A 22,870-nucleotide genomic window follows, 5' to 3' on the forward strand; every position below is an offset into this window, starting at 1 on the left:
CCACTTTACTTAGTAAGCAGCAACAAGGGTAGCACCATGAATTTTCCCAGCAGCAACGAGGCATTCCGGTCATTGATAAGGGCCTGGCTAAGCGAACACTATGCGTCGTTCACCCAGCAATGGCCCACACCCGCAGATCCACGTGACCTGGACTTTCGTCGCGCCTGGGAAAATCATTTGTGCGCCCATCAACTATCGGGGCTAGGCTGGCCCAAAGAGTATGGCGGGCAAGAACTAGATTTGGCCAAGCAAGCCATCTTTCATGAGGAGCACGCCTTATGCGGTGCACCTTTGGGTATCAACCTGATCGGTCATGGCATACTGGCCCCTACCCTACTGCATTTTGGTTCGCAAGACCAAAAGCAGGAATTCCTGCCTGGCATACTCAGCAATCAAACCATTTGGTGCCAAGGTTATTCGGAACCCGCTGCAGGGTCCGATTTGGCATCTTTGCGTACACGCGCAATAAAAACAAGCGATGGCTATCTATTGAATGGCCATAAAATATGGACATCGTTTGCCGACAGAGCCGATTGGTGCTTTGTATTGGCCCGCACAGACCCAGCGCAGGCGCGGCATCGCGGCATCAGTTTTCTGCTGGTCAATATGCACCAACCTGGCGTACGGGTTGAACCCATCAGGCAGTTGACCGGAGAAGCGGAGTTTTGCGAAGTCTTCTTCGAAGATGTAAAGGTCGAGGCCCGCTACTTGCTGGGCGAAGAGAATCAGGGTTGGCGCATAGCCATGGCGGCCGCCAGTTTCGAGCGTGGCACCTATTTTCTGCCCCGATTGGTCCGGTTTCAACAAGAGCTCAACAATATCAAGAAATGGGTGGGCACAAACACTACAAACACAAATAGCACAGCGGCAGCCCGACAGCGCTGGGCCCGTCTGGCCGTCGACAGCTACGTCCTTAAACTCAAATCCCAACGAGCATTGACTGCGGCAATTTCCGGCGCCCCTCCGGGCCCGGAAGGCTCATCGACCAAAGTGCAATGGAGCGAATCCCATCAATCGTTGCTGGAATTTGCGCTGGAGCTGCTGGGCGAAAAAGTGTGCCAGGCCATTCCTTACGATCAGGACCAGGAAGCAGCACAGTTTGTGCATGCCTATCTATGGTCCAAGGCAGAAACCATACTTGCCGGCACATCCGAAATCCAGCGAAACATCATCGCCGAGAAAATACTTGGTTTGCCCAAAGGAGCATAGTATGAGCGCCATACTGACAGATGAACAAACCCTATTGCTTGACTCGGTGCGCCGGTTCCTGGACGACAAGACCTCAACCTACACGCAAAGAAAAAATATCGGTGCGGCTGAGCTGGCCTCGCTTTGGAATGAGTGTGCCCAAATGGGCTGGCTGCAGATTTGTGTACCCGAAGATCAATCGGGTCTTGGCTTAAGTCTGCTGGATGCTGCCCTGATCTCCGAAGAAGCAGGACGCAGCCTATTGCCTTTGCCCCTCACCCAGGCAATAGCGGTCGCCGCCTTATTGCCAAGCTGCGCACTGGATGACAACGAGAGCAGCCAGACACTAGCACACTGGCTACAAGGCGATACCTATTTAGGGACTACTGCAAGCCAGGACAGCGACAACAATAGCTGGGCCGAATACGCCATGGTGGGCGAGCAGGCCCTAGACATACACTGGGCTGACAATCGTGTGATATTCAGCGGCTATAACATTACACACGCAGACCATGGCATAGACCCTCTCATTTCCACCTCCACCATCACGCGAGAAGCTCCTGCCTGGACGACAAGTGGCGACTGCTCTTCAGCATCGTGGCAAGTATTTTATCGTCGACGCCGCGTACTGAGGCTCGCAGAGCTGATAGGCACATCCAGCAAGGCACTGGAGGCCGCAGTGGCCTATGCTTGCGAACGCGAGCAGTTTGGAAAGGCCATAGGAATCAACCAGGCGCTCAAACACCGCCTGGCCGATAACTGGATGGCCATAGACAATGCCAGGCTTGCTCTGCACGCGACGTGCACCGCAATCGAAGAAGAGCGTGATACCGAGCTGCCCATGCTTATGGCCGAGTTACTGGCTATCGAAGCGAGCGATGCCACAACACGGCATGCGATACAAACGTTTGGCGCCATGGGATTTACGTGGGAATGCCCCATGCACTTCTATCTTAAGCGCGTAAAACATATTGTTGCCTTGCTGGGCCGCCGGCACGATACGGCAGCAATACTTGCCCAGATCTGGGAGCTTGCATAGCAGCAACGCTAGCCGACGGGCGGTTCGAACAGGTTCCGCTGAATCTGCGCCAAATGAACCTGTAAGGCATCACGAGCCTGCTCGGCGTCTCGATCCTCAAGCGCAGCCACGATGGTACGGTGCTGGCGCTCGTATTCGGTACGACGCTGAGGGGTAAGTGAGTTGCGTTTTAGGCGACCCCAATCACCTTGTTCGCGAACACGGTTGGTCAGCGCGAGCACCTGCAGGAAAAAGTGATTATGTGTAGCTTGCGCCAATGCCTGGTGCAGCGCTCCATCCCAATGCTCAAAATCCTCTATGGTTTGTGCTTGTTCGCCCCTTGCCAGGCACTCGTGCATACGTGCAAAGTCGCTGCGGGTGGCATGGCGCACAATCAGCGCCGGCATAAGAGGCTCGATCAACAAACGCGCCTCCATGAGTTCCGCAGGACTGGTTTGATCTGAAAACAGATCGCTATCGCCCCACTCCGCAGAAGGCTCATGGGCCGGACGAGAGGCAAAGGTGCCGCTACCTACTGCCTGGGTGATCCAGCCCGCCTCACGCAAGGCCGCCAGGACTCGCCGCACCGAGCCTCGGGATGTATTGAAGCGTTCGCCCAGCTCACGCTCGCCGGGAAGCTTGGCGCCTGCCGGGATTCGGCCGGAGCGAATTTCTGTTAGCAAATAGGTGGCCAAGGTTTGCGCCCCGGCACTGCGCAGCCCCAACTCAAGAACGTCAGATGTCATGACTCAGATTACAGCATGCCTTTGATAGTTTCTGCAGCATACCATTAATAGTACCAATTGGTTCATAATCGCTGATTGCCAAGCCATAAAATCTATTAAAAAGAGTCATTGCGTGGTGAATGACTAGACCATATACTCTAGCAACCAGACCACGAAAGGAAAATTGGTATAAAAGTGGTACTGTTCATTCTTGAAGGAAGCATATGCGCATTGCAACTTATATAAAAGACCAGCAACACCACGTGGGCCTTGTAAGCGAAGACGGCCTGACAGTACAGGCACTGGACATCGACCCAGCGCTTGCCAAGCTAGGCGTACTTGGCCTGATAGAGGCTTATGGCGATTCATCCGGGCTGGCCGAATTGGGCCGCGGGTCGCCAACACCGCTGGATGCTGTCAAACTGCTCGCCCCCATTCCACACCCCCGCCGTAATATTTTCTGCGTCGGTCGCAATTACCATGCGCACGCAAAAGAACTGTCGGGCTCTGTATTCAAGGGCAACAGCAATGATCCCGCCGCGTGGCCAATTGTGTTCACCAAAGTCCCTGAAACCGTTATCGCCCATGGCAACGATGTCATGCTGCCCACAGGCATTACCGAACAAGTCGACTACGAAGCTGAACTGGCCATCGTGATCGGCAAAGGTGGCAAGAATATCAGCCAGGCCGATGCAATGAGCCATGTATGGGGCTACACCATCGTCAACGATGTCACCGCACGCGACGTCCAGATGCGGCACCAGCAATGGGACCTTGGCAAGTCATTCGACACCTTTTGCCCCATGGGACCCAGTCTGGTCACCGCCGACGCATTCGATGCAGCGAACACACGGGTACGCTGCTGGGTCAATGACGAACTTCGGCAAGACGGCCAAACCCAGGATTTGATTTTTGATTTGCCTACCCTTATCGAAACCTGCTCACGCGGAATCACCCTTTACCCCGGCGACATTATCGCAACCGGTACACCCGCTGGCGTGGGCATGGGCTTTACACCACCCCGCTATTTGAAATCCGGTGACCGCGTTCGAATCCAGATCGACGGCATTGGTACGCTTGAAAACGTTTTCCGCTAGTCGCTTCACACCTCGCATCGCATAAAAGCACAAAACAAAGAGTCAATAACTGACTCTTTATTCATCGAAGGAGACATTAATGAAAGCATCAGGATTGAAGCTATTGGCCGCCGGGTTGACTATGCTGGCTTCCAGCACGGCTTGGGCCCAGTACCCCGAACGACCTATCACCATGATTGTTCCGTTTCCTCCCGGCGGCGTAACGGATACCGTCGCACGCCCCATCGCTGACGCACTGGGTAAAGAGCTGGGGCAGTCCGTAGTGGTTGAGAACAAGGCCGGCGCGGGCGGCGCCATTGGCACAGGCGCTGCCGCACACGCCAAACCTGACGGCTACACCATCATGCTGATGCTCTCGTCCATCTCCATCTTGCCGGAAGCCGACAAGATACTGGGACGCAAAGCCGCATATGAAACCACCGATTTCAAGCCTATCGCGCGCATCACCGCAGACCCCACCGTTCTGGTAGTGCCGGCCAAATCACCCTGGAAAACAATAGACGAGTTTGTTGAAGCTGCGCGTGAGGCACCCGGCAAATTGAACTACGGCAGCTCCGGTATCTACGGCTCCATGCATGTACCCATGGCTATGCTCGAGAAGAAGGCAGATATTCGCATGACACACGTTCCTTATACGGGTGCAGGCCCGGCGGTCGCGGCCTTGCTAAGCGGTCAGGTCGATGCCATCTCGACCGGCCCCTCCAGTATTCTTCAGCATATCAAGGCGGGCACCGTGCGTCCCCTGGCCCATTGGGGTGACAAGCCACTCAATACTCTGCCCGAAGTACCCAGCCTGTCTGAAGCAGGTTATGACGTCAAGTTTGTCCAATGGTCGGGCATTTTCGTCCCGAAAGACGTACCGGCCGAAGTGATCCAACGCTTGCGTGAGGCAGCCAAGAAAGTGGCCAATGATCCAGATATCCAGAAAAAAATCCTGGCTGCCGGCAGCCCCATCGACTACATGGACGCAGATGAATTCCAGACCTATTGGGACGCAGACGACGCAGTGTTGCGGCAAGCTGTGCAAGATATCGGGAAGCTGGAATAGCGCCACCATCGACTACTTCGTGTAGTCTGGCAGCAGAATAAACTCTGATGTTAATTATACAGACTGGTATGTATAATTAACATCTCTTTTATCTGCTTTAGCGTAGGAGTGCCATCATGGCGCGTCCAACTGGCTCCTTATCATCCGCGCGTTTACGCATTCTGTCGTGCGCATCAGATCTGTTCTATCGCAAGGGCATCAATCACGTCGGCATCAACGAAATTATCGATGCCAGTGACGTGGCCAAGATGACGCTTTACCATCACTTCAAGTCCAAACACGACATCATCGCAGCAGTCCTGGATGCGCGCAGGGCGCAGCGGCTCGAAGGCATACAGGCTGCAATGGCCAGCGCCCGCACACCACGCCTCAAGGTCCTGGCGGCATTCGACTATCTAGCTAAGATCATCAACGATTCAAGTTTTCGCGGTTGTGCATTTATCAATGCCACTGTTGAACTGGCCGAGCCAACACACCCTGCTGCCCTCATTTCCACGCAGCACAAACAACGAATGATCGACGAGTTCGAATATGTCGCCGCGCGGGCGGGATGGCCCAACCCCAGGCTCTTCGCTCTGCAGTGTCAGTTGCTGTGGGATGGCGCGACCGCCGCAGCGCAGATCAATTATGACCCTGCTCCGGTGCAGGCAGCTCGCCATGCCGTCGAAACACTTATCAGGGCGGCTCAATCCGAGCCCATGAAAATAAGGAGTACAGACGCATGAGGCCGGCCATTGTCGCCTTGGCCTTGTCAGGTGGTTCAGCAGTCTCCGTCGGCTTTGCCCGCTTTGGCTATGCGCTGATCCTGCCGGCCATGCAGGCTGATCTGCAGCTTAATTACGCACAAGCTGGGTGGCTCAATACAGCGAACTCATTAGGTTATTTGCTAGGCGCCTTGCTCGTCATCTATTTTGTTGCAAGCCTGGGAAACCGACGACTATTCATGTGGGGCATGGCGCTCACCACCCTGTCTTTGCTGGCCTGCGGCCTAACGCACAACTTCCTGTGGCTCAGCATATTTCGATTCCTGGCCGGCTTTGGCGGTGCAGGTACGTTTATCTGCGGTGGAGTGCTTGCCGGTGTAATCGGCACTCGTGCCATCGTGATTTTTTTCAGCGGTGGTGGCCTGGGAATGCTACTGACGGGTGTGGCTTTGCCATGGATGTTCGAGCTACAAGGGGCTGTTGCATGGCCAATGGCCTGGCTGGCAATGGGTATCTTATGCATACCGCTTTCCATCGCGGCCATCAGGGCAGCCCACACTATCGCAGAGCCTTCTTCAACGCAGGCCAGCGCAAGTTGGCCATGGCGTCGGTGCATGCCTGTACTGATCTCGTACTTTATGTTCGGCCTGGGCTACATAGCCTACATGACCTTTATGGTGGCTTGGGTCAAGCATCACGCTGGCGATACCTCAAGGCTGGCTTCCACCACTTCCGTCATGTGGGGGCTACTGGGAATCATGACACTGCTCGCACCACTAATCTGGGCACGCCTGTTCAACGGCCGGCAAGATGGCCGGCCCATGGGCATGGCGCTATTTGTACTAACCACCGGAGCCGGCTTGCCTTTGATACTGCCAGACCTGGCGGGGATATGGCTTTCAGCAGCGCTTGTTGGCGCCAGCGTCTTCATGGTGCCCTCGGCGGTCACAGGCTTTGTCAAAAGCAATCTGGCCCGACCGGCCTGGGGCAACGCCATGGCCATAGCCACCAGCCTGTTCGCTATCGGCCAGACGATAGGGCCAGCCGCTTGTGGCTGGATCAGCGACATGGCCGGATCGCTGTCCTTTGGGCTGGCTATCTCGGCCATGATGCTGCTGCTGGCAGGCCTGCTGGCATTGTTGCAGAAGCCTGTAGCCACGACTAGCTAAGTCGGTATTTATGCCGTCTTTGCGCTAAGCTATTGCTATTCATCCATGATGTGTCGCAGTGCCCTTCCCTATATATCAGGAGCGCCATGAACACCCCAAACGACTCGAAAGCATTCGAAGCCCTGGCGAACATCACCACGGCCACACTGACCACGGTCCTACTGAAAAAGGGCCTGCGCAATGTCTGGATTCGCGGCGCTTTTCCTATCGCGGCCGACAGCAAAAAACGAATCGTGGGACGCGCATTCACTGTACGTTTCATTCCCGCCCGCGAAGATCTGGCCACACCGGAATCATGGAGCTCTCCCAAGTCCACCCGTGCGGCCATCGAGCAAATGCCTGCTGGTTGCATCGCCGTTGTCGATGCAAATGGCGTAAAGGATGCTGGCTTCTGGGGCGATATTCTTTGTGCACGAATGTCCCAGCGTGGCGTGGCCGCACTGGTCAGTGACGGCGCAGTACGCGATCTGGCGGGGGTGCTGTCCACAGGACTGCCAGTATGGGCCAGCGGTGCCGCAGCGCCTCCCTCGGTTGCCGCGCTGACCTTCGTGGATTGGCAACAGCCTATCGGCTGCGGCGGTGTCGCCATATTCCCAAACGACGTCATTGTTGCCGACCAGGACGGTGCGGTGGTCATTCCAGCAGGGCTATTGGCCGAAGTCGTCGATCTCGCCCTGGAGCAAGAGCGCCTGGAAGGCTGGATCATGCAAGAAGTGGAAGGCGGCGCGTCATTGCCTGGCCTATACCCGCCTAATGCTGAAAACAAGGCGCGCTACGAAGCCACCAAAAAATAGCCGCGCCTGGCCGCTAAATTCTGGCCCCGCCAGTGCGGACCGCTCCCGGCGCATAGCCCATCACACGCGACGAACCCAGATCGCTGGCACTGGGCATATCTGTATCCATACAAGCTTTTTCTCAAGCACGTATCGAGCAGGAAGTCATCCCCAAGCTACGACATGTCTGGCAAAATATTCGAAGGCTGATGCACTTAGGGGATATCTGAACTACGATGGAAACTGAAGCGATTGTCGACAGTCCGCATGCGGAGTGCATGATTGCAACCGAATGGATGCTGGCTGGCACCACCAGGAAAAATTGACGCGATGAAATAGCAGTACAGACCTACAACATGAAAACATTCACCCGCAGCGACGCGATCACGATCGGAGAAATCCTGGCCGATGTGTCACGCACCGAAATCATGCCGCGCTTCACGGGAGCCGTGCTCAACAACACACGGGAAAAATCATCGGCATTTGATGTCGTGACTGATGCGGACGAAGTTGCAGAACACGAAATCGCGTCTCGTCTGCGCAAGCTTTTTCCCACTGCAGCCATTATTGGCGAAGAAGCCGCCGAACGCGACCCCAGTATCCTGGAGCACATAGCAACAGCCGATCTCGCATTCATCATTGACCCCATAGACGGGACCAAGAACTTCGCCTCTGGAGTCCCTTTGTTTGGCGTGATGGTTGCAGCCACAGTACGGGGTGAGATTGTGATGGGCGCCATCCATGACCCTGTTTGCCGCGATACGTCTTTTGCGGTGCGCGGATCAGGCGCCTGGCGACAAGATGAAAACCAGCAAACCAAAGACCTGAAGGTCGCCGACCCGGTGCCAGTATCTCAGATGCAAGGGGTGGCAGGTTCGAGCTTCTTGCCCGAGCCCATGCGCTCCATCGTGGCACAAAACCTGCCAAAAATGTCCATGAACTTCTGGATGCGCAGCGCAGCGCAAGAGTACAGGATGGCTGCGGCAGGCCACTGCCATGTTCTGGTCTACAACAAATTGATGCCGTGGGACCACGCCGCAGGCTGGTTGCTGCACCGGGAAGCGGGTGGCTACAGCGCACACTTTGATGGAACACCATATAAGCCATCAAACTTTGCCGGGGGCCTCATCTGTGCTCCTGATCATCTGTCGTGGGAACTGATCAGAGAGGCTCTTTTCGAACCGTCCGTCTAAGCAGATCTCATGGACTGCCGGTAATGAAGGGCCTCACCATGATAAAAACGTTTCCCCTGACCGGTGCCCTGACATTGCCTGGCTCAACAGCAGTTGCCACCACGCCATCGAACAGCCCCGTTACCGAGCTTACCCCGGTACACTTTGCGCACCTCGATACCTCGATGCGGTACAGCACTACATCAGAGCCAGCCATGCAGGCATCACTTTTTCAAGTGCACGCTTCTCATTGACTCTATCGCCCGAGACGACAAATCCCGTGGGCTGGTTCTGATCATCATAGAAAATAGCCTTGGTGCCATTAGCTCCCAGCTCGTCAAATTGCCACTGCCCATTACTGGATAAAGGCGCAGAAATAGCAAGGGGAAATAGCGGCGTTTTTACAACCACGGGCATGGCGGCGTAATTAACAGGGGTCAACTGGCCAGCCAAAGTTTTTGCTAGTGCTCTAGCACATTGCATAATAGGCATCACATAGGGTAGATGTAGGCCGCTGACTTCGGCGCAGTCCCCCAGTGCATAAATATTTTTCTCGCTGGTTTGCAAGTATCGGTCAACCTCTATACCTTTATTTACTTTTATACCGGCCTTGGTCGCCAGCTCTGCTCTGGGCCTCAGCCCCACCGCGCTTATCACAACATCAGCATGCAATTTGGTTCCGTTTTGCAGGCTCACTAGAAAGCCATCGCTAGCGGACTCCACTGAGCTGCAAACCGTGCCGGCATGCAAGTTTATTCCTGCAGCCAGCAGTGCCTGCGCCATGTGTTCCGCTATCTCGGCAGGTAGCAAGCGACCCAATGGTAAAGGGCCCGGATCAATCAAGCTCACTTCATAACCTGCTGAACATAGGTCATTGGCAAACTCGCAGCCGATCAAACCAGCACCCAAAATCGCGATGCTCTTCTTACCTTCAAGACGCTGAAGAAGAACGTGATAATCAGACAGGTTGTTGACGGATACGATCGCGTCAACTCCGTTTCCCTGCAACGGAATCCGAATCGGCTCGGCCCCTACTGCCAGCACCAGTTTGCTATAGGATCTTTCCACCCCGCGGGTCAAAATGGTTTGATGCGCGTAATCAATTGCGTCGACAGTCTGGTCAGTATTGATTTCAGCCTGGAGCTGCTCAGCCATTTTGACGGCAGGCTGTGTCAACATATTTGCAGCCGTCTTCTTCGCAGAAAACCCATTTGACAGCATCGGTTTCGAATAAAAGCCGCCGTTGTCGCCTGTAAACATCTGTATTTCTACAGTGCTATCAAGACGCCTCAATTCACGTGCCACGGTATAACCCGCCAGGCCTGTCCCGATTATTACAACGGGTGCTTCCATTGCATCACCTATAAGAAAAAAATCGCCACAGCATAGGCTGTGGCGGTGCCTAGTAGAGAATGATAGACCATCAAGGATGGAATCACCGCATCCACCCCATGCCGGCTTACTCCGGTCGATTCAACATTAAGACAGCATCACAGATCTTTTTTACATCAGGAATGAGCGCTTCCTGCAAATGTGCGGCGGCGGGCATGCGGACGTCAGGCGTGCCCAGACGTTGAACGGGGGCACTCAGCGTACGGAAATGCTTTTCTTGAACTTGCGCGGCTATCTCTGCACCAAAGCCCCCGGTCTGATTCGCTTCATGCACAATCAACAAGTGCCGTGTCTTGCGCACACTGTGATCGAGTGTGCTCCAGTCAAAGGGAGCAATCCACCGTGCATTAATAACCTCAACTGAAATACCGTGCTTCGAAGCCAGTTCCTCTGCAGCCTCGAGGACTCGAAAAAGCATAGCCCCCCACACCACAACAGTTACATCATTACCTGCCCGAGCAATACTGGCACCTTCAGTTCTTTCGATCTCACCATCGATTTCGACATTCTGTGCCGCACCATAGTACAAACCACGGTTTTCTATGATCAACGCTGGGTCATCGCTTTTCACTGCAGCCAATAGCATCGAGTATGCATCTTGTGCCGTTGCAGGTACACCCACGCGCAAACCCGGAATATGCGCATACAGCGCTTCCAGATTCTGTGAGTGCTGAGCACATGATCCGGGCAATGCCCCCTGCTGTGTCCTGATGGTCAGGGGTGCACTGAGGCGGCCCGCTGAAACGTATCGAATATTGGCAGCCTGATTCACGATCTGATCCATTGCAACCAAGCTGAAATCAACCCACATGATTTCAACAATTGGTCGAATGCCCGTCATCGCGGCTCCGACGGCTGTGCCCAGCATTGCAGTCTCACTGATCGGGGTATCAAAAACTCGCTCGGAGCCGAAGTCAGCTTGCAGGCCTTTTGTAATACCAAATACACCACCCGGCAAGGCGACATCCTCGCCGAACAGGATCGAGTCGGGAAACTCGCTCAAAGCACGCTTTAAAGCCGCATTCGCCGCCTTTCCGTAACTCAACTCAACAACAGCACTTTTTAGGTCGTTATGCATACAAATGCTCCAAAACAGTATTCGTGTCGGCCATGGGTGCGGCTAAAGCCTCTTGACTGGCCTGCTCAATCTGCGCACGCGCATTCGCCTCAATTTCATCCAGTTCGATTTGCTGTACGCCATTGTTCTGCAGTCGTTGCCGCATTCTGACGATAGGCTCGTGCCTCTTTGCTTCGGTCAGCTCACCTTTGGGCCGATAGCTCTGCATATCGCCGTAATAATGCCCCACCAGCCGCTGAGTCATCATTTCAATCAACACCGGCCCCTTCCCTGCACGGACGGTGCTAGCCTGCTCTTGTACGCAAGAACGCACGGCCTCGAGGTCATTTCCGTCAATCCGCACACCTCTCATGCCGTAGGCTTGAGCGCGCTTGTAAAGATCAGAGTCTTTCGTCATATCGGCAATCGGCGTCAACTCCGAATAGGTATTGTTCTCGCAGATGAACAGCACGGGAAGCTCCAAATATGATGCAAAATTCATGGCCTCGTGAATGGCCCCCTGGTTCATGGCACCATCGCCGAACGCGGTCAAGGCCAACGCTCCGTTGCGCTTAAGCTTGTTGCTTAAAGCTGCGCCACAGGCAATGGGCGCGCCGGCACCGACGATAGAGTTTTCACCATAGAAACCCCAATCTGCCGCGCTAAAGTAGGCAGAGCCGCCCCGACCCTTATTGACACCGGTTTCCCTGCCTAGTAGCTCGGCCAGGATGGAGCTTGCCGGCACCCCGCAAGCCAGAGCCCAGCCATGGCCTCGATATGTTGAAAACACCTGATCACCTTCGTTCAAGGCTTGTAGCGACCCGGTATAAATTGCCTCTTGCCCAATGCAAAGATGGACGGAACCTTGAATAGTCTGCTGTTTACGCAGCTCAGTGATTTTTTCTTCCAGAAATCGGATCTGGTACATCATTGCAAGGCCAGTAAGCTCTGGCCCACGGTCATCTAATGAAAAATTAGTACTCATGGCTACCTCTAAAAAAATAATCTGGTCACGCTTCAATGCCTGATCGGTGGTGCTGATAAACGGCTAGAACAAGCCCCGATAAGCCCCACCATCCACCAGCAAACTTTGGCCCGTGATGTATGCGGCCTTCTCGCTGCACAAGAAGGCGCATACATCCCCGATTTCGGCTGGAGTGCCTAAGCGCCTCATGGGTATGGTTTCCTCTACGGCCTTTAGCTGCGAATCAACAGAAACTCCATTTTTCTGCGCCTCGCGAGCGAGCGCGTTCTTTTGGCGATCCGTATAGATGCGACCTGGCAAAATAGAGTTAATGGTGACGCCATACTTAGCCGCTTCGCGCGCCCGACTTGCCAGCAAACTGGTCAAGCCTGTCCGAAAGACCCCCGAGCCCAGAAGATTGGGGATGGGCTGCTTGATCGCACTGGATGAGATCGCTACGACACGTCCCCATCCTCGAGCCTGCATGGCAGGCAAAGCTTGATCAAGCATATCGGCCAATGGCAAAAAAACAGTCTCGAATTCAGCCTGCCACTCGTCCGGAGAATAGCGTGCGCTGTCTTTAGCAGTGGGGCCACCTACATTCAATACCAACACATCTACTGTCGGCATGGTGCTCAGCAGCTTCCTGCGCTCATCTTGTGAATGAATGTCGGCAACACACGAAGTTACGGCTGCCTCCGGAACCTCTGCAACCATGTCGCGCACGGCACTGTCTAGCCTCTCTTTATCACGACCATTCAGACAGACGGTATGCTTATCCTGAGCAATAGATTTGGCACATGCCCAGCCCAGGCCTCTGCTAGAAGCCAGTACCAGCGCATTCCTGGCAACGGAGGAAGTCATCGCTGCTCCGTTTCATATTGTGTACGCACCCGTTCAATCAGAGCATCGGCACCCGCAACCAATATACCGATTTCCGATGCCAGAGCAACGACCGTCGCCCCGGCATCCAGATAAAACGCACAGTCTTTTTCACCTGCCAGAACCCCGGCAACTTTACCGGCTGCCCGAACTTGCTGAATAGCTGCGGCAATGGTTTCCCGGACCTCGGCTTGTGCCGGCATTCCGAAGTAGCCCATATCCGCCGCCAAATCATTAGGGCCAAAAAAGACGGCATCGACACCATCAACATCCGTGATCTCCTGAATGTTCTGTATCGCCTCGACACTCTCAGCCTGCACAATGAGTGCCACTTGAGCGTTGGCCTGCTCCAGTGAAAGCTTCCGGCGTCCATATGCGCTGCCACGTACACTTCCAGCCACACCGCGTCTGCCCAGAGGGGGATATTTCATGAACTGGACAGCCAGCTCGGCTTCTTGTGCGCTCTGGACGTTGGGAACCATTAGTGCATGTACACCCAAGTCCAGATACTGTTTAAAGAGGCCTTGGTTCAGTTCGCTCACACGCACAATACTGGCTGTTGTCGTTGGTGCCAATGCCAACAACTGCGCATGCAGGCCCGGCATGGTGTTGGGGCAATGCTCACCATCGAAGATCAAAAAATCGTAGCCACTTTGCGAAATAGCTTCGGCCGCCTGAACACTGTATGAGCAACAAAAGAGACCATACAGGCGCTGCGCGGGAGTTAGTTTCTGGCGTAAGAAATCCTGCTTCACTTGTTACCTTCCCAGCTCGCCAGCCCGTGTTCCGTCCCCGCATACCCCACTGGATGACCAAACCGCTCCTGCATGACCACGCTCAGTTTCTTCTCTGCGCTCGCAACCCAGCCTCCCGACCTCACCGCATACTTGTCAGCATTCCGTGCCTCTGCCGGCTCTTGACCTTCTTGAGCCAGAGCTTTAGCGCGCTTAAGCATGTATTGACGGAATTTCACAAGACCAATATCGGTCGCACCGAGATTCTCCTTGCTACGGTCAACGATGGGACCCTGGCTGTTTTGTACGGCAGCATCCTGCTCCGATACCCCTTTGATACCAGTAAAGCTGCTGTGCTTTTGCTCTTCACGATCAAGCAGATAATCGTTATGTGGGCCACGTATCGGATAATAATTTTCGTCCACTTCGGCATGTACCGTCATGCCTTTGCGGCATGCTTCGCGCTCCTCTTCGGTAAGAGGGCGATCAGGATTCCATGTGTAGTTATAGATCCAGCACGAGGTATCACTAGCAGGCGCCCACGTCTGGCCATGATAGTTTTCGCCAGGAAAAGCGCTGGGCACCAAAGCGTGGTTGGGCATCAAAAACTGAGCAATACGCCAGTAGAGTTCATCGTTATCGGCCTGCCTTGCTCCACCGATTGTTAGCCCTGCCGGAAACTCGTTGATCTCGAACTTGGGCATCGGATCTTCTTTGACCCAACGAATCCGATCATTCTTGACGCTTTGCGACCCAATGGCTGCGTGCTGCATTAGGTCCAGTGCTTTCTTTTCGTCCGATGCGATCACCATATGCAAAAACGAAAAATGAGCCGTGTCTATGGCACCCTCGAGACACTGTACCCAATTGCAATCCTGCCATTTTTTGGACACATAACGATGGGACTCAGGAACCAGCAGAAACTCCATGCTGTGCAAGTCGGGCATATGCTCGGCTGGTCCAAGATAAGCCCAGATAATATTGCCAGCCTCTTTGACCGGATATGCCGTGATCTTCATACGGTCTTTGTATGGAGAATTACAGGGGGCTGTTGGCATGTCGACGCAATTGCCTTCTACGTCGAATTTCCAGCCATGAAACACACAACGCAGTCCCCCTTCTTCGTTACGGCCGTAATACAAATTGGCTCCCCGGTGAGGGCACACCGGATGAACCAGCCCAAGACGCCCATCGGAATCCCGGAACGCGAGCAAGTCCTCACCCAGGATCTTCACTTTTTTCTGGGGACATCCAGGCTCTGGCAGCTCTTCCGATAGCAGGATCGGCATCCAGAATCGTCTTAGAAGTTGTCCCATTGGCGTGTCCGGACCCGCACTAGTCAATAATTCGTTATCTTCTTTCGTCAACATCTCGCTGTTTTTCCTTATGAATTACGCTTTCGGCAAGCACATATAGGCCGTGCCAGTTTTCAGATTTCCACCATCTCGAATTCGTCCTTGCCCACGCCGCAGTCCGGACAGGTCCAATCATCCGGCACGTCGGCCCAGCGTGTGCCTGGCGCAACCCCATTAGCCGGGTCTCCAGCACTTTCGTCATAAACCCAGCCACACAGAATGCAAATCCACGCTGCATACGGCTCGCCTTCCGATGGCTGCCCACCAGCCATCAGAGTTTGCTCATTCGTAGAAAAACTTGTCATTTCCATGCCACGGCTCCTTGCATTAGGCTAGTAGGCGATTGTGCTAATCTACCTACATTCAATACATGCCTCTATCAACGTTTCATTATTTAGAACATCGTTCAATACATCAACACAATGGCAAGCTCTTCTGGTCACACTCCCATTCGATCACTGGCCGAATACGACGGGGACCCACAGTTCGCCATGACACTGGCGAAAGGGCTAGAGCTACTTAGCTGTTTCACACCTGAAAAACCCATCCTTGGCAACAAGGAGCTGTCGGAGCTCATGGGTCTTTCAAAATCGACCATTTCCCGGTTTACCTATACCTTGTCACGGCTGGGATACATGACTACCGACAAGAACTCTGGAAAGTTCCAGCTGGGGTCAGCGGTTCTGTCCATTGGCTACCCGCTGCTAGCCAATATCGCGCTTCGGCAGATCGCCAGGCCGCTTATGAGCGAGTTGGCCGAGTACGCACAAGGTTCAGTGTCAATGGGTATTCGAGACCGCTTGAACATCACGTATATCGAAACCAGTCGACACCGATCCATCTTCAACTCGCAGATGTCGGATATAGGGCTATCGATTTCTTTGGCGGGAAGTGCCATTGGGCGCGCATACTTATGCGGCTGCAACCCAACGGCACGTACGCAATTGCTCAATGAGCTGCAGGTCAAGCAGCCAGAACAATGGAGCAAACACAAAGACAAGGTGATGCAAAGCTTTGACGACTATGAAAAGTTCGGATTTTGCATTGCCCAGGGCGATATCCGCCCTGATGTTTATAGTGTAGGAGTGCCGCTGGGGTATTTAAGCAATGGCCAGCTCATCGTTTTCAACTGTGTGATCCACGCCTACCAAGCAAAAAATGACAGGCTTGAGAACGACATCGGGCCCAAACTCGCAGCCTTGGTAAAAAACCTGGATAACTTTGCGCTGACCAATACGGCATAACACTTATTATTGCGGCACCACACCCACTTGTTTCATAAAACCAGGCCAACGCCCTGCCTCTTTCTTGATCAACGCAGAGAATTCTTCCGGGGTGCTGCCTTTTATCGCTATCCCGGTGCTGCTCAGCGAAGCTACGAAATCAGGGCTGGAGATAATTGAATTAACATCCTTCGATAGTTGGTCAATGGCGTTAGCCGGGGTACCAGCACGAGCAATCAAGCCCCACCAAACACGAATATCGACACTGGAGAAGCCCACTTCGTCCATACTTGGCACGTCTTTCAAAGAGTCGGAACGCTGATCACCCGTGACCGCCAGAATGCGAAGTTTTCCTGCCTGGGCCTGCGGTATTACCGTCGAGCCGCCATCAAAAATCATCGTTACTACACCGCTCATCACATCGGTCAAGGCTGGCACGCTTCCCTTGTAAGGCACGTGGAGCAAATCGATTCCGCCTTCTTGCGCAAACAACTCTCCGGCCAGATGTAGGCTACTGCCCATTCCGAGCGAGGCATAAGACAATTCACCCGACTTCGACTTGGCGAAATCGACAAGTTCCTTCACATTTTTCACTGGAACATCTGAACTGACAGCCAGAAACAACGGCGTCGAAAACAAGGTTGTGATGGGAGCTACGTCTGTTACGGGATCATAAGATAGTTTTTTAAAAGACCCCAGGTTGGTCGCAAGACTTGTCATTGACCCCAGAAAGACCGTGTATCCATCGGCAGGGGCTCTAAGCATGTTTTCCATGCCGATAATTTGACTGGCCCCAGGCTTGTTCTCCACGATAACAGGCTGATTGCGCTTCTTTTGGAGACCATCCGCCAATAAACGGGAAAATGTGTCCCCAAGACCACCAGGTGGATAAGGAACGATAAACCGGAGAGGTTTATCGGTATATTTCGCGGTGTCCTGGGCCAATGAGACACCAGGAAGTACCAGGCTGCATACAAGCAAAGCCTTGAGGAGTGAATTCATAAAAGTTCGTCTCTGTGTTTTGTTGTCGGAATAGACAATCTAGACAATAAAAAAATTGAGTCAATTTTTATTTGAATATTTTGAACACTATTCAATCTATGAGAACAAACCAAGCACAGGTATCGCAGATACCGTAGACCCTCAAAGCATTCAGGTGCTCAATTTTGTGATTGAGCACCTGAAAAATTGCCGGCCGCTAGCCGCAGCCCTGAAAGATTGCAAAAGTTACTTAAACCCTCTTAAGCCAGCGTCTCATCAATCAATGCGCCTGGCGCATGATTTTTTACTGACAGTATGCCGTTGTTGCGTGATGCCTCGGCCTCGTAGAGCTGACTGGTGCCGATGACCTGGCCATTCGTGGCTTTCAGATTGAACATGTACTTGCCAGACTGAGACTGCTTGCTCTCGAACATAGCATCGTTCGTTGCGTTTTTCTTGACTGACTCAACCCCGTTCAAACACGACGCCTTGGTCTTATAACCTTCGCTGGAAAGAATGGACTGCCCATTGCTGGCATTCAGCCTGAAACGGAACTCACCAGCTTTGTCTTTATAAATTTCGAATTTTCCGGCCATGAAAACGCTCCTTTTGTGCAGAAGAATTAGTACCCGAGATCAGGCAAGGGCTAGGCAAGAGTATCAGATTTTGATGACAGGCTGTGATATGGGAAATGATAGGCTTTGTAAACGCTGGGACGTAGCGGGACTTCACTGACCAGGGAAGAGGTTGAAATGTGGTCCACGAGGAACCTGCAAGCCAGCCGCAATCGACGGGAATACGGCTGGTATCGATGACTCGATTGCTGATCACGGAGGTTGCTGTAAGACCCGGTGCGACGCAATTGAGTGGCCTATGCGTCATACGTCATAACCCGGCGCTAAACGTGTCAGCTTGCGCAGCAATGCCGGCCACTCCCTGTTGTGCGTACTGGAAAAATCGTCCTGCCATTGTTGTGCGGTCAATGCACATATCTTCTGATCGGGTATCCTGATCGGACGGTTGCCTGCGGTGGCCAGTAATTGCGCCCTGGCCGCCTTTTCCAGATAAAACATTTCCACAAAGGCAGCACCTACCGACTTACCCACCGTAAGCGTGCCGTGATTACGCAGCACAAGGGCGTTATGGCTGCCCAAAGCGTTTATCAGGCGCTTGCGCTCATCGTTGGATAGCGCGATACCTTCATAATCGTGGTAGCCGATGCGCTCATAGAATCGCATGGCATGCTGGGTTAGAGGCAGCAGCCCCTCTTCCAATATCGACAAGGCCATGCCATGCTCGGTATGCAAATGCATGATGCTTACGGCATCTTCCCTTACCTGATGTATGCCCCCGTGAATCACGAATCCTGCCGCATTCGGGCGATACTTGCTCTCGCCAATGATATTTCCGTCCAGGTCGATCTTTACCAATGAAGAGGCGGTAATCTCATCAAACCCAAGCCCCAGCGGATTGACTAGAAAATGGTGTTCGGGCCCAGGCACTTTCGCAGAAATATGCGTATAGATCAGATCATCCCATCCATGCAAAGCGCACAGCCGATAAGCTGCCGCCAGGTCGACACGTACGGCCTTTTCTTCTGGTGTGATTCCCACGACATCAGGCTTACTCCGGGACGCCAGCTCAAAGCCATTATTTGAGGCGGCCTCTTCGGCAACTGGTGAAAGCCGTGTATGCTCAACTGACATTGCTTCCTCACTGTAATTTAGATACGATACGTACAGTATATAAATTAATTGATGCAAGTCAAGAAAAACTCATGCCTACTTCTACGCCCATAATCACCAAAAATCCCAGAGGACGCCCTCGCAGCAAAGAAGCAGAAGATGCGGTTTTGAATGCAACTTATCGACTGCTATCAGAAAAAGGGCTGCATTTAACGACAATAGAAGCTATTGCCCAAGAGTCCAAAGTCAGCAAGGCAACGATATATAGGTGGTGGCCCAATCGCGCTGCAATCATCATGTCAGCTTTTTTAAAGGCATCGCGAAACTCGATCCCCTATCCTGATGACTTTTCTGAAGACGATGTCGTAAAGAGACTGTCGAGCATGGGGAGGGAGTTCCTGGGCCCCATAGGCAAAATGATGGCTGCGCTGATTGCAGAGGGATTGTCCGACCCCGTCTTTGCCGAGGAATTTCGAGCCGGCTATATCAATGCCCGTCGTGAGGACGGCATCAACATCGTGAACGCAGCCATCGCAAAAGGCCTTATCAAGAAGGCCGATCCGCACACAGTTCTGGATGTAATTTACGCACCGCTATACTACCGGCTGATGGTTGGGCATCAGCCGCTGTCTGACAAATTTGTCAAAGAGTATTTAAGTTTGGCAATGACAGGGATCTTGAGCAATAAAGCTTAGCTGGTGCGCATACAACACCGTTCCGGCAGCGTTATTTCAGCCCTACTTTCTCGACCAACGCCCGGTTCGATGCCAGCTCTTGCTCGATATTGTCAGCAAATTCCTGTGGCGTACTGGTGGCAGGAATATTATTGCTGTCTATCAGCAATTTCTGAATTTCGGGTGTGGCCACTACCTGGTTGATCTCTTTATTGAGCTTTGCCACGATGGCCTCTGGCGTTTTGCCTGGGGCAAAAAAGCCGAATACCGACATCTTGTTCGCTTCGGCGTAGCCCAGCTCACTGAAGGTAGGCACATCGGGTAATGACTCTACGCGCGCGGGTGCCGCAATGGCCAGGGGCACAAACGTGCCATTGGCCAGGTTGGATTTAATGGCGGGGCTCATATTGGTGGAGATCAGCTCAAACTGACCGCCCAAGGCATCGGTCAGTTGCTGGCCCGCCCCCTTGTAAGGAATATGCGTAACCTCTATCTTGCCAACCTGCTGCAACTGCTCCAGCATCAAATGCCCTAAAGAGCCCTGCCCCGACGTCGACCAGCGCAACGCTCCAGGCTCGGCCTGCGACTGCGAAATCACGTCTGCGATACTTTTGCCACTGAATGCTTTGGTGCCCAACAAGATGACCGGGGACACCATGACACTACCGATCGGTGCAATATCTTTCTGTGGATCGTAGGGTACCTCGCGAATCGCAGGCGACAATACCAATGGGCTGACGGATGAAAACCCTATGGTGTATCCGTCGGCCGGTGCTCGGGCCACTTCGTTCATGCCTACCGTTCCGCCTGCACCACCCTTGTTCTCGACCACGAACGACTCGCCCAGGCGCTCGCTCAGTTTGTCTGAAATGGCACGTGTAACACTGTCGCTGACACCGCCAGGAGGATAAACGACGATGACCCGCACGGATTTTTGAGGCCAGTCGGCTGCAAAAGCGGTGGCTGAGACGACTGCCAGCACAGCGGTAAGCAGCGCGCGATGAATTATTCTGGAGCGCATGGATCTTATCCTTAAGATATGTTGGATACATCAAGAGGACGAAAATTGTACTGCGCTTGCACCCCAGGCGCTCCCGATCAAAGATTATTAGGCAACCACGTTACTAGCTGTGGGAAGAAGTACACGATCACAACACTGGCCAGCATAATGAAGATAAAAGGTACAACTCCGCGCGCCACAACCCCCAAAGGAGTGCCCGCAATGGCTTGAATCACAAACAAATTCAGGCCTACCGGAGGGGTGATCAAAGCGAGCTCGATCAAGATGACAAAGTAGATGCCAAACCAGATCGGGTCGATACCCAGGCCCAGTACCGTAGGAAAGAGCACAGGTACCATGATCAGCAGCATCGACAGGCTTTCCAGAAACAAACCGATGACCAGCAAGATGACCGTCACCAGCAGCAGGAACCCGTCTACCGACGAAATATGTACGTCTACCAGTTCAGACAACATGGCGGGCACCTGATACAACGTGATGGCCTTGCCAAAGATCTTTGCACCGATGACGATAAGAAACAACACAATGGTGGTTTTCAGGGTCTGGTTGACTGCTGCCAGAAAACTTTTCAGTGTTAGTGTGCGCAGTACAAACGCCGTGAGCAGGAACGATGCAAACGCCCCCACAGCCGACGCCTCGGTGGGAGTAAATGCGCCCGCATAAATCCCGCCTATGATCAGGACAGCCAGGACAATCGTAGGCGCTGCGCGCAGCGTGGCCGTCATGCGCTCACGGCTGGAGCATGCCTCTTGCCGCTGATGCAGCCCTGTGGCCCAGGCATATGCCACTGTGTAGATACTAAATAGAGCCAGAAGCAGAATGCCTGGGCCAACACCAGCCATGAATAGCTTGCCGATGCTTTCTTCTGTAATCACTCCGTATACGATCAAGGGGATGGAGGGCGGGATCAAGATGCCCAGCGTTCCCCCTGCGGCAAGCAGACCTAGCGTAAAGCTTTTGTCATACCCTCGCTTGACCATCTCGGGGATGGCTACAGTACCAACCGTTGCAGCTGTCGCGACCGAGCTGCCCGAAATCGCAGAGAAGATTCCGCAAGAAACCAATGCAGACAGTCCCAGGCCGCCGGGCAAATGCCCCACCCATTTCTGCACAGCGTCGAACAAATCCTTACCCACGCCACCCTTGAGCAACAGGTTGGACATCAACAGGAAAAGTGGAACGGACAACAGTACAAAATTATCCAGTGCACCATGAAGGTTCTGTGCCACCATCGCCAGCGGCAGCCCTTTGATAATGAGCAGACCTGCACCGAGGCCCGCCAGCGAGAAAGCAACAGGTACGCCTAGAAAAAGCAGGGTCAGCAGAGCAAGAGCAATATAAAGTAATGTCACGAACGATTCCCCTGCTGATTAAGCACTCCGAGGTCAGCGTCATCGGCCTCGAGCTCACTTTCTGGAGCAAAGGTCGGAGGCCCTCGGAAAGGCAATCGGATCAGTTCAGCGCCAGACTGCACAGCCAACAGCGCGAAGCCCAACACCACCGGCAGCTCTGCTATCCAGTTGGGCAGAGCCAGCATGGTGGGTTGGCGACGGCCAAGGCGAATGGAGTCCGAAACAACGTCCCAGCCTTTTATTGTGGCCATCAGTGAAAAAAGTAGAATGATCACAAGCGCCAGCGCTTCGCACGCATAACGCATCCAGGTCGGAGCGACGCCCAGGACGGCCGTAATACGGATCATCTTGCCGTCCCTAAGCACCAGGGCCATGCCCAGATAGGTGAACCATATCTGCAGCGTCACGGAAATGTCTTGGGTCCATTGTGTGGGCGCATGAAAAAAGTAACGTGCGACAGCTTCGTAAGTCAGTACGGCAGTGATGAAGATGATCATGTAGACACCAACACTGCCGCACAAACCCGATATGCTGTCGACCGCGCGCAAGACTTTGCTGCGCTCTACGGACTGAACACTGGACATGGAAACCACCTATTGCTGTTGCAAGAAGCATCTGGAGGCCAGGACGGGGAACAGAACATCTCCCCGTCTTTG

24 protein-coding genes are annotated in these 22,870 nt (G+C 53.6%); 10 read left to right on the forward strand and 14 right to left on the reverse strand.

Annotation, left to right across the window (positions count from 1 at the left end; genetic code table 11):
- Positions 1-36 precede the first annotated feature (36 nt).
- Together ERD84_RS00590 and ERD84_RS00595 are read left to right on the forward strand one after the other, a co-directional pair.
- Positions 37-1,209: an acyl-CoA dehydrogenase family protein gene (locus ERD84_RS00590; protein ID WP_130037252.1), complete on the forward strand. Its 1,173-nt coding sequence runs from the start codon at positions 37-39 to the stop codon at positions 1,207-1,209.
- 1 nt (position 1,210) lies between these two features.
- A complete protein-coding gene (locus ERD84_RS00595) occupies positions 1,211-2,227 on the forward strand; it encodes an acyl-CoA dehydrogenase family protein (RefSeq protein ID WP_167667202.1) in 1,017 nt (338 codons plus the stop codon).
- A gap of 8 nt (positions 2,228-2,235) precedes the next feature.
- Here the strand turns inward: ERD84_RS00595 and ERD84_RS00600 are convergent, their stop codons facing one another.
- Entirely contained in the window at positions 2,236-2,952 is a 717-nt protein-coding gene (locus tag ERD84_RS00600) for a FadR/GntR family transcriptional regulator (protein WP_130037256.1), read from the reverse strand.
- 203 nt (positions 2,953-3,155) lie between these two features.
- Between ERD84_RS00600 and ERD84_RS00605 the strand changes: the two genes are divergently transcribed.
- From ERD84_RS00605 to ERD84_RS00635, 6 genes are all read left to right on the forward strand, one after another.
- Positions 3,156-4,028 (forward strand): fumarylacetoacetate hydrolase family protein, encoded by an 873-nt coding sequence (locus ERD84_RS00605; protein WP_130037258.1) that lies wholly within the window; start codon positions 3,156-3,158, stop codon positions 4,026-4,028.
- Between the two features lie 79 nt (positions 4,029-4,107).
- The gene (locus tag ERD84_RS00610; RefSeq protein ID WP_130037260.1) at positions 4,108-5,076 is read left to right on the forward strand and encodes a Bug family tripartite tricarboxylate transporter substrate binding protein; all 969 of its coding nucleotides are present in this window, start codon (positions 4,108-4,110) and stop codon (positions 5,074-5,076) included.
- 116 nt (positions 5,077-5,192) lie between these two features.
- Positions 5,193-5,801 (forward strand): TetR/AcrR family transcriptional regulator, encoded by a 609-nt coding sequence (locus ERD84_RS00615; RefSeq protein WP_130037262.1) that lies wholly within the window; start codon positions 5,193-5,195, stop codon positions 5,799-5,801.
- The gene (locus tag ERD84_RS00620) at positions 5,798-6,949 is read left to right on the forward strand and encodes a YbfB/YjiJ family MFS transporter (protein ID WP_130037264.1); all 1,152 of its coding nucleotides are present in this window, start codon (positions 5,798-5,800) and stop codon (positions 6,947-6,949) included. The genes ERD84_RS00615 and ERD84_RS00620 overlap by 4 nt, the downstream gene beginning before the upstream one ends.
- Before the next feature lie 86 nt (positions 6,950-7,035).
- Positions 7,036-7,743 (forward strand): ribonuclease activity regulator RraA, encoded by a 708-nt coding sequence (locus ERD84_RS00625; RefSeq protein ID WP_130037266.1) that lies wholly within the window; start codon positions 7,036-7,038, stop codon positions 7,741-7,743.
- A 335-nt stretch (positions 7,744-8,078) separates the two neighbouring features.
- Positions 8,079-8,915 (forward strand): inositol monophosphatase family protein, encoded by an 837-nt coding sequence (locus tag ERD84_RS00635; RefSeq protein ID WP_209019800.1) that lies wholly within the window; start codon positions 8,079-8,081, stop codon positions 8,913-8,915.
- Positions 8,916-9,092: 177 nt separating this feature from the next.
- Here ERD84_RS00635 and ERD84_RS00640 read toward each other — a convergent pair whose 3' ends face one another.
- From ERD84_RS00640 to ERD84_RS00670, 7 genes are all read right to left on the reverse strand, one after another.
- Positions 9,093-10,247 carry an FAD-dependent oxidoreductase gene (locus tag ERD84_RS00640; RefSeq protein ID WP_130037268.1) on the reverse strand — a complete coding sequence of 385 codons (1,155 nt, stop codon included), beginning with the start codon at positions 10,245-10,247 and terminating at the stop codon, positions 9,093-9,095.
- 106 nt (positions 10,248-10,353) lie between these two features.
- Positions 10,354-11,364, reverse strand: coding sequence for an alpha-ketoacid dehydrogenase subunit beta (locus ERD84_RS00645; RefSeq protein WP_130037270.1), 1,011 nt, complete (start codon positions 11,362-11,364; stop codon positions 10,354-10,356).
- Positions 11,357-12,328, reverse strand: a complete 972-nt coding sequence (locus ERD84_RS00650; protein WP_130037272.1) for a thiamine pyrophosphate-dependent dehydrogenase E1 component subunit alpha — start codon at positions 12,326-12,328, stop codon at positions 11,357-11,359. The genes ERD84_RS00645 and ERD84_RS00650 overlap by 8 nt, the downstream gene beginning before the upstream one ends.
- A 63-nt stretch (positions 12,329-12,391) precedes the next feature.
- Positions 12,392-13,171 (reverse strand): SDR family oxidoreductase, encoded by a 780-nt coding sequence (locus tag ERD84_RS00655; protein WP_130037274.1) that lies wholly within the window; start codon positions 13,169-13,171, stop codon positions 12,392-12,394.
- The gene (locus ERD84_RS00660; protein ID WP_130037276.1) at positions 13,168-13,944 is read right to left on the reverse strand and encodes an HpcH/HpaI aldolase family protein; all 777 of its coding nucleotides are present in this window, start codon (positions 13,942-13,944) and stop codon (positions 13,168-13,170) included. The genes ERD84_RS00655 and ERD84_RS00660 overlap by 4 nt, the downstream gene beginning before the upstream one ends.
- A complete protein-coding gene (locus ERD84_RS00665) occupies positions 13,941-15,239 on the reverse strand; it encodes a Rieske 2Fe-2S domain-containing protein (RefSeq protein WP_245150584.1) in 1,299 nt (432 codons plus the stop codon). The genes ERD84_RS00660 and ERD84_RS00665 overlap by 4 nt, the downstream gene beginning before the upstream one ends.
- Before the next feature lie 113 nt (positions 15,240-15,352).
- Positions 15,353-15,550, reverse strand: a complete 198-nt coding sequence (locus ERD84_RS00670; protein ID WP_130038843.1) for a rubredoxin — start codon at positions 15,548-15,550, stop codon at positions 15,353-15,355.
- 219 nt (positions 15,551-15,769) lie between these two features.
- Between ERD84_RS00670 and ERD84_RS00675 the strand changes: the two genes are divergently transcribed.
- Positions 15,770-16,522: an IclR family transcriptional regulator gene (locus ERD84_RS00675; RefSeq protein WP_245150621.1), complete on the forward strand. Its 753-nt coding sequence runs from the start codon at positions 15,770-15,772 to the stop codon at positions 16,520-16,522.
- Positions 16,523-16,528: 6 nt separating this feature from the next.
- Here the strand turns inward: ERD84_RS00675 and ERD84_RS00680 are convergent, their stop codons facing one another.
- From ERD84_RS00680 to ERD84_RS00690, 3 genes are all read right to left on the reverse strand, one after another.
- Complete coding sequence (locus tag ERD84_RS00680; RefSeq protein WP_130037282.1) at positions 16,529-17,503, reverse strand: Bug family tripartite tricarboxylate transporter substrate binding protein; 975 nt, start codon at positions 17,501-17,503, stop codon at positions 16,529-16,531.
- A 239-nt stretch (positions 17,504-17,742) separates the two neighbouring features.
- The gene (locus ERD84_RS00685; RefSeq protein WP_130037283.1) at positions 17,743-18,078 is read right to left on the reverse strand and encodes a YegP family protein; all 336 of its coding nucleotides are present in this window, start codon (positions 18,076-18,078) and stop codon (positions 17,743-17,745) included.
- Between the two features lie 282 nt (positions 18,079-18,360).
- A complete protein-coding gene (locus ERD84_RS00690) occupies positions 18,361-19,188 on the reverse strand; it encodes a class II aldolase/adducin family protein (protein ID WP_130037284.1) in 828 nt (275 codons plus the stop codon).
- A gap of 71 nt (positions 19,189-19,259) precedes the next feature.
- On the opposite strand from ERD84_RS00690, the gene ERD84_RS00695 reads away from it, so the two are divergent.
- Positions 19,260-19,862, forward strand: coding sequence for a TetR/AcrR family transcriptional regulator (locus ERD84_RS00695; protein WP_130037285.1), 603 nt, complete (start codon positions 19,260-19,262; stop codon positions 19,860-19,862).
- Between the two features lie 31 nt (positions 19,863-19,893).
- Here the strand turns inward: ERD84_RS00695 and ERD84_RS00700 are convergent, their stop codons facing one another.
- From ERD84_RS00700 to ERD84_RS00710, 3 genes are all read right to left on the reverse strand, one after another.
- Complete coding sequence (locus tag ERD84_RS00700; RefSeq protein ID WP_130037286.1) at positions 19,894-20,862, reverse strand: Bug family tripartite tricarboxylate transporter substrate binding protein; 969 nt, start codon at positions 20,860-20,862, stop codon at positions 19,894-19,896.
- Positions 20,863-20,939: 77 nt separating this feature from the next.
- Entirely contained in the window at positions 20,940-22,214 is a 1,275-nt protein-coding gene (locus ERD84_RS00705) for a TRAP transporter large permease (protein WP_130037287.1), read from the reverse strand.
- A complete protein-coding gene (locus tag ERD84_RS00710) occupies positions 22,211-22,798 on the reverse strand; it encodes a TRAP transporter small permease (RefSeq protein ID WP_130037288.1) in 588 nt (195 codons plus the stop codon). Before ERD84_RS00710 ends, ERD84_RS00705 begins: the two co-directional genes overlap by 4 nt.
- Positions 22,799-22,870: the final 72 nt, after the last annotated feature.

The sequence above is a fragment of the Pollutimonas harenae genome, assembly GCF_004153685.1.
Classification (GTDB): Bacteria; Pseudomonadota; Gammaproteobacteria; order Burkholderiales; family Burkholderiaceae_B; genus Pusillimonas_C; species Pusillimonas_C harenae.

Coding starts and splice junctions, on each gene's coding strand:
- ERD84_RS00605 (WP_130037258.1), top strand. CDS start 3,156: ATGCGCATTGCAACTTATATAAAAGACCAGCAACACCACGTGGGCCTT.
- ERD84_RS00710 (WP_130037288.1), bottom strand. CDS start 22,798: ATGTCCAGTGTTCAGTCCGTAGAGCGCAGCAAAGTCTTGCGCGCGGTC.
- ERD84_RS00600 (WP_130037256.1), bottom strand. CDS start 2,952: ATGACATCTGACGTTCTTGAGTTGGGGCTGCGCAGTGCCGGGGCGCAA.
- ERD84_RS00655 (WP_130037274.1), bottom strand. CDS start 13,171: ATGACTTCCTCCGTTGCCAGGAATGCGCTGGTACTGGCTTCTAGCAGA.
- ERD84_RS00620 (WP_130037264.1), top strand. CDS start 5,798: ATGAGGCCGGCCATTGTCGCCTTGGCCTTGTCAGGTGGTTCAGCAGTC.
- ERD84_RS00635 (WP_209019800.1), top strand. CDS start 8,079: ATGAAAACATTCACCCGCAGCGACGCGATCACGATCGGAGAAATCCTG.
- ERD84_RS00650 (WP_130037272.1), bottom strand. CDS start 12,328: ATGAGTACTAATTTTTCATTAGATGACCGTGGGCCAGAGCTTACTGGC.
- ERD84_RS00595 (WP_167667202.1), top strand. CDS start 1,211: ATGAGCGCCATACTGACAGATGAACAAACCCTATTGCTTGACTCGGTG.
- ERD84_RS00690 (WP_130037284.1), bottom strand. CDS start 19,188: ATGTCAGTTGAGCATACACGGCTTTCACCAGTTGCCGAAGAGGCCGCC.
- ERD84_RS00670 (WP_130038843.1), bottom strand. CDS start 15,550: ATGGCTGGTGGGCAGCCATCGGAAGGCGAGCCGTATGCAGCGTGGATT.
- ERD84_RS00680 (WP_130037282.1), bottom strand. CDS start 17,503: ATGAATTCACTCCTCAAGGCTTTGCTTGTATGCAGCCTGGTACTTCCT.
- ERD84_RS00695 (WP_130037285.1), top strand. CDS start 19,260: ATGCCTACTTCTACGCCCATAATCACCAAAAATCCCAGAGGACGCCCT.
- ERD84_RS00625 (WP_130037266.1), top strand. CDS start 7,036: ATGAACACCCCAAACGACTCGAAAGCATTCGAAGCCCTGGCGAACATC.
- ERD84_RS00615 (WP_130037262.1), top strand. CDS start 5,193: ATGGCGCGTCCAACTGGCTCCTTATCATCCGCGCGTTTACGCATTCTG.
- ERD84_RS00665 (WP_245150584.1), bottom strand. CDS start 15,239: ATGGGACAACTTCTAAGACGATTCTGGATGCCGATCCTGCTATCGGAA.
- ERD84_RS00590 (WP_130037252.1), top strand. CDS start 37: ATGAATTTTCCCAGCAGCAACGAGGCATTCCGGTCATTGATAAGGGCC.
- ERD84_RS00685 (WP_130037283.1), bottom strand. CDS start 18,078: ATGGCCGGAAAATTCGAAATTTATAAAGACAAAGCTGGTGAGTTCCGT.
- ERD84_RS00645 (WP_130037270.1), bottom strand. CDS start 11,364: ATGCATAACGACCTAAAAAGTGCTGTTGTTGAGTTGAGTTACGGAAAG.
- ERD84_RS00610 (WP_130037260.1), top strand. CDS start 4,108: ATGAAAGCATCAGGATTGAAGCTATTGGCCGCCGGGTTGACTATGCTG.
- ERD84_RS00640 (WP_130037268.1), bottom strand. CDS start 10,247: ATGGAAGCACCCGTTGTAATAATCGGGACAGGCCTGGCGGGTTATACC.
- ERD84_RS00700 (WP_130037286.1), bottom strand. CDS start 20,862: ATGCGCTCCAGAATAATTCATCGCGCGCTGCTTACCGCTGTGCTGGCA.
- ERD84_RS00675 (WP_245150621.1), top strand. CDS start 15,770: ATGACACTGGCGAAAGGGCTAGAGCTACTTAGCTGTTTCACACCTGAA.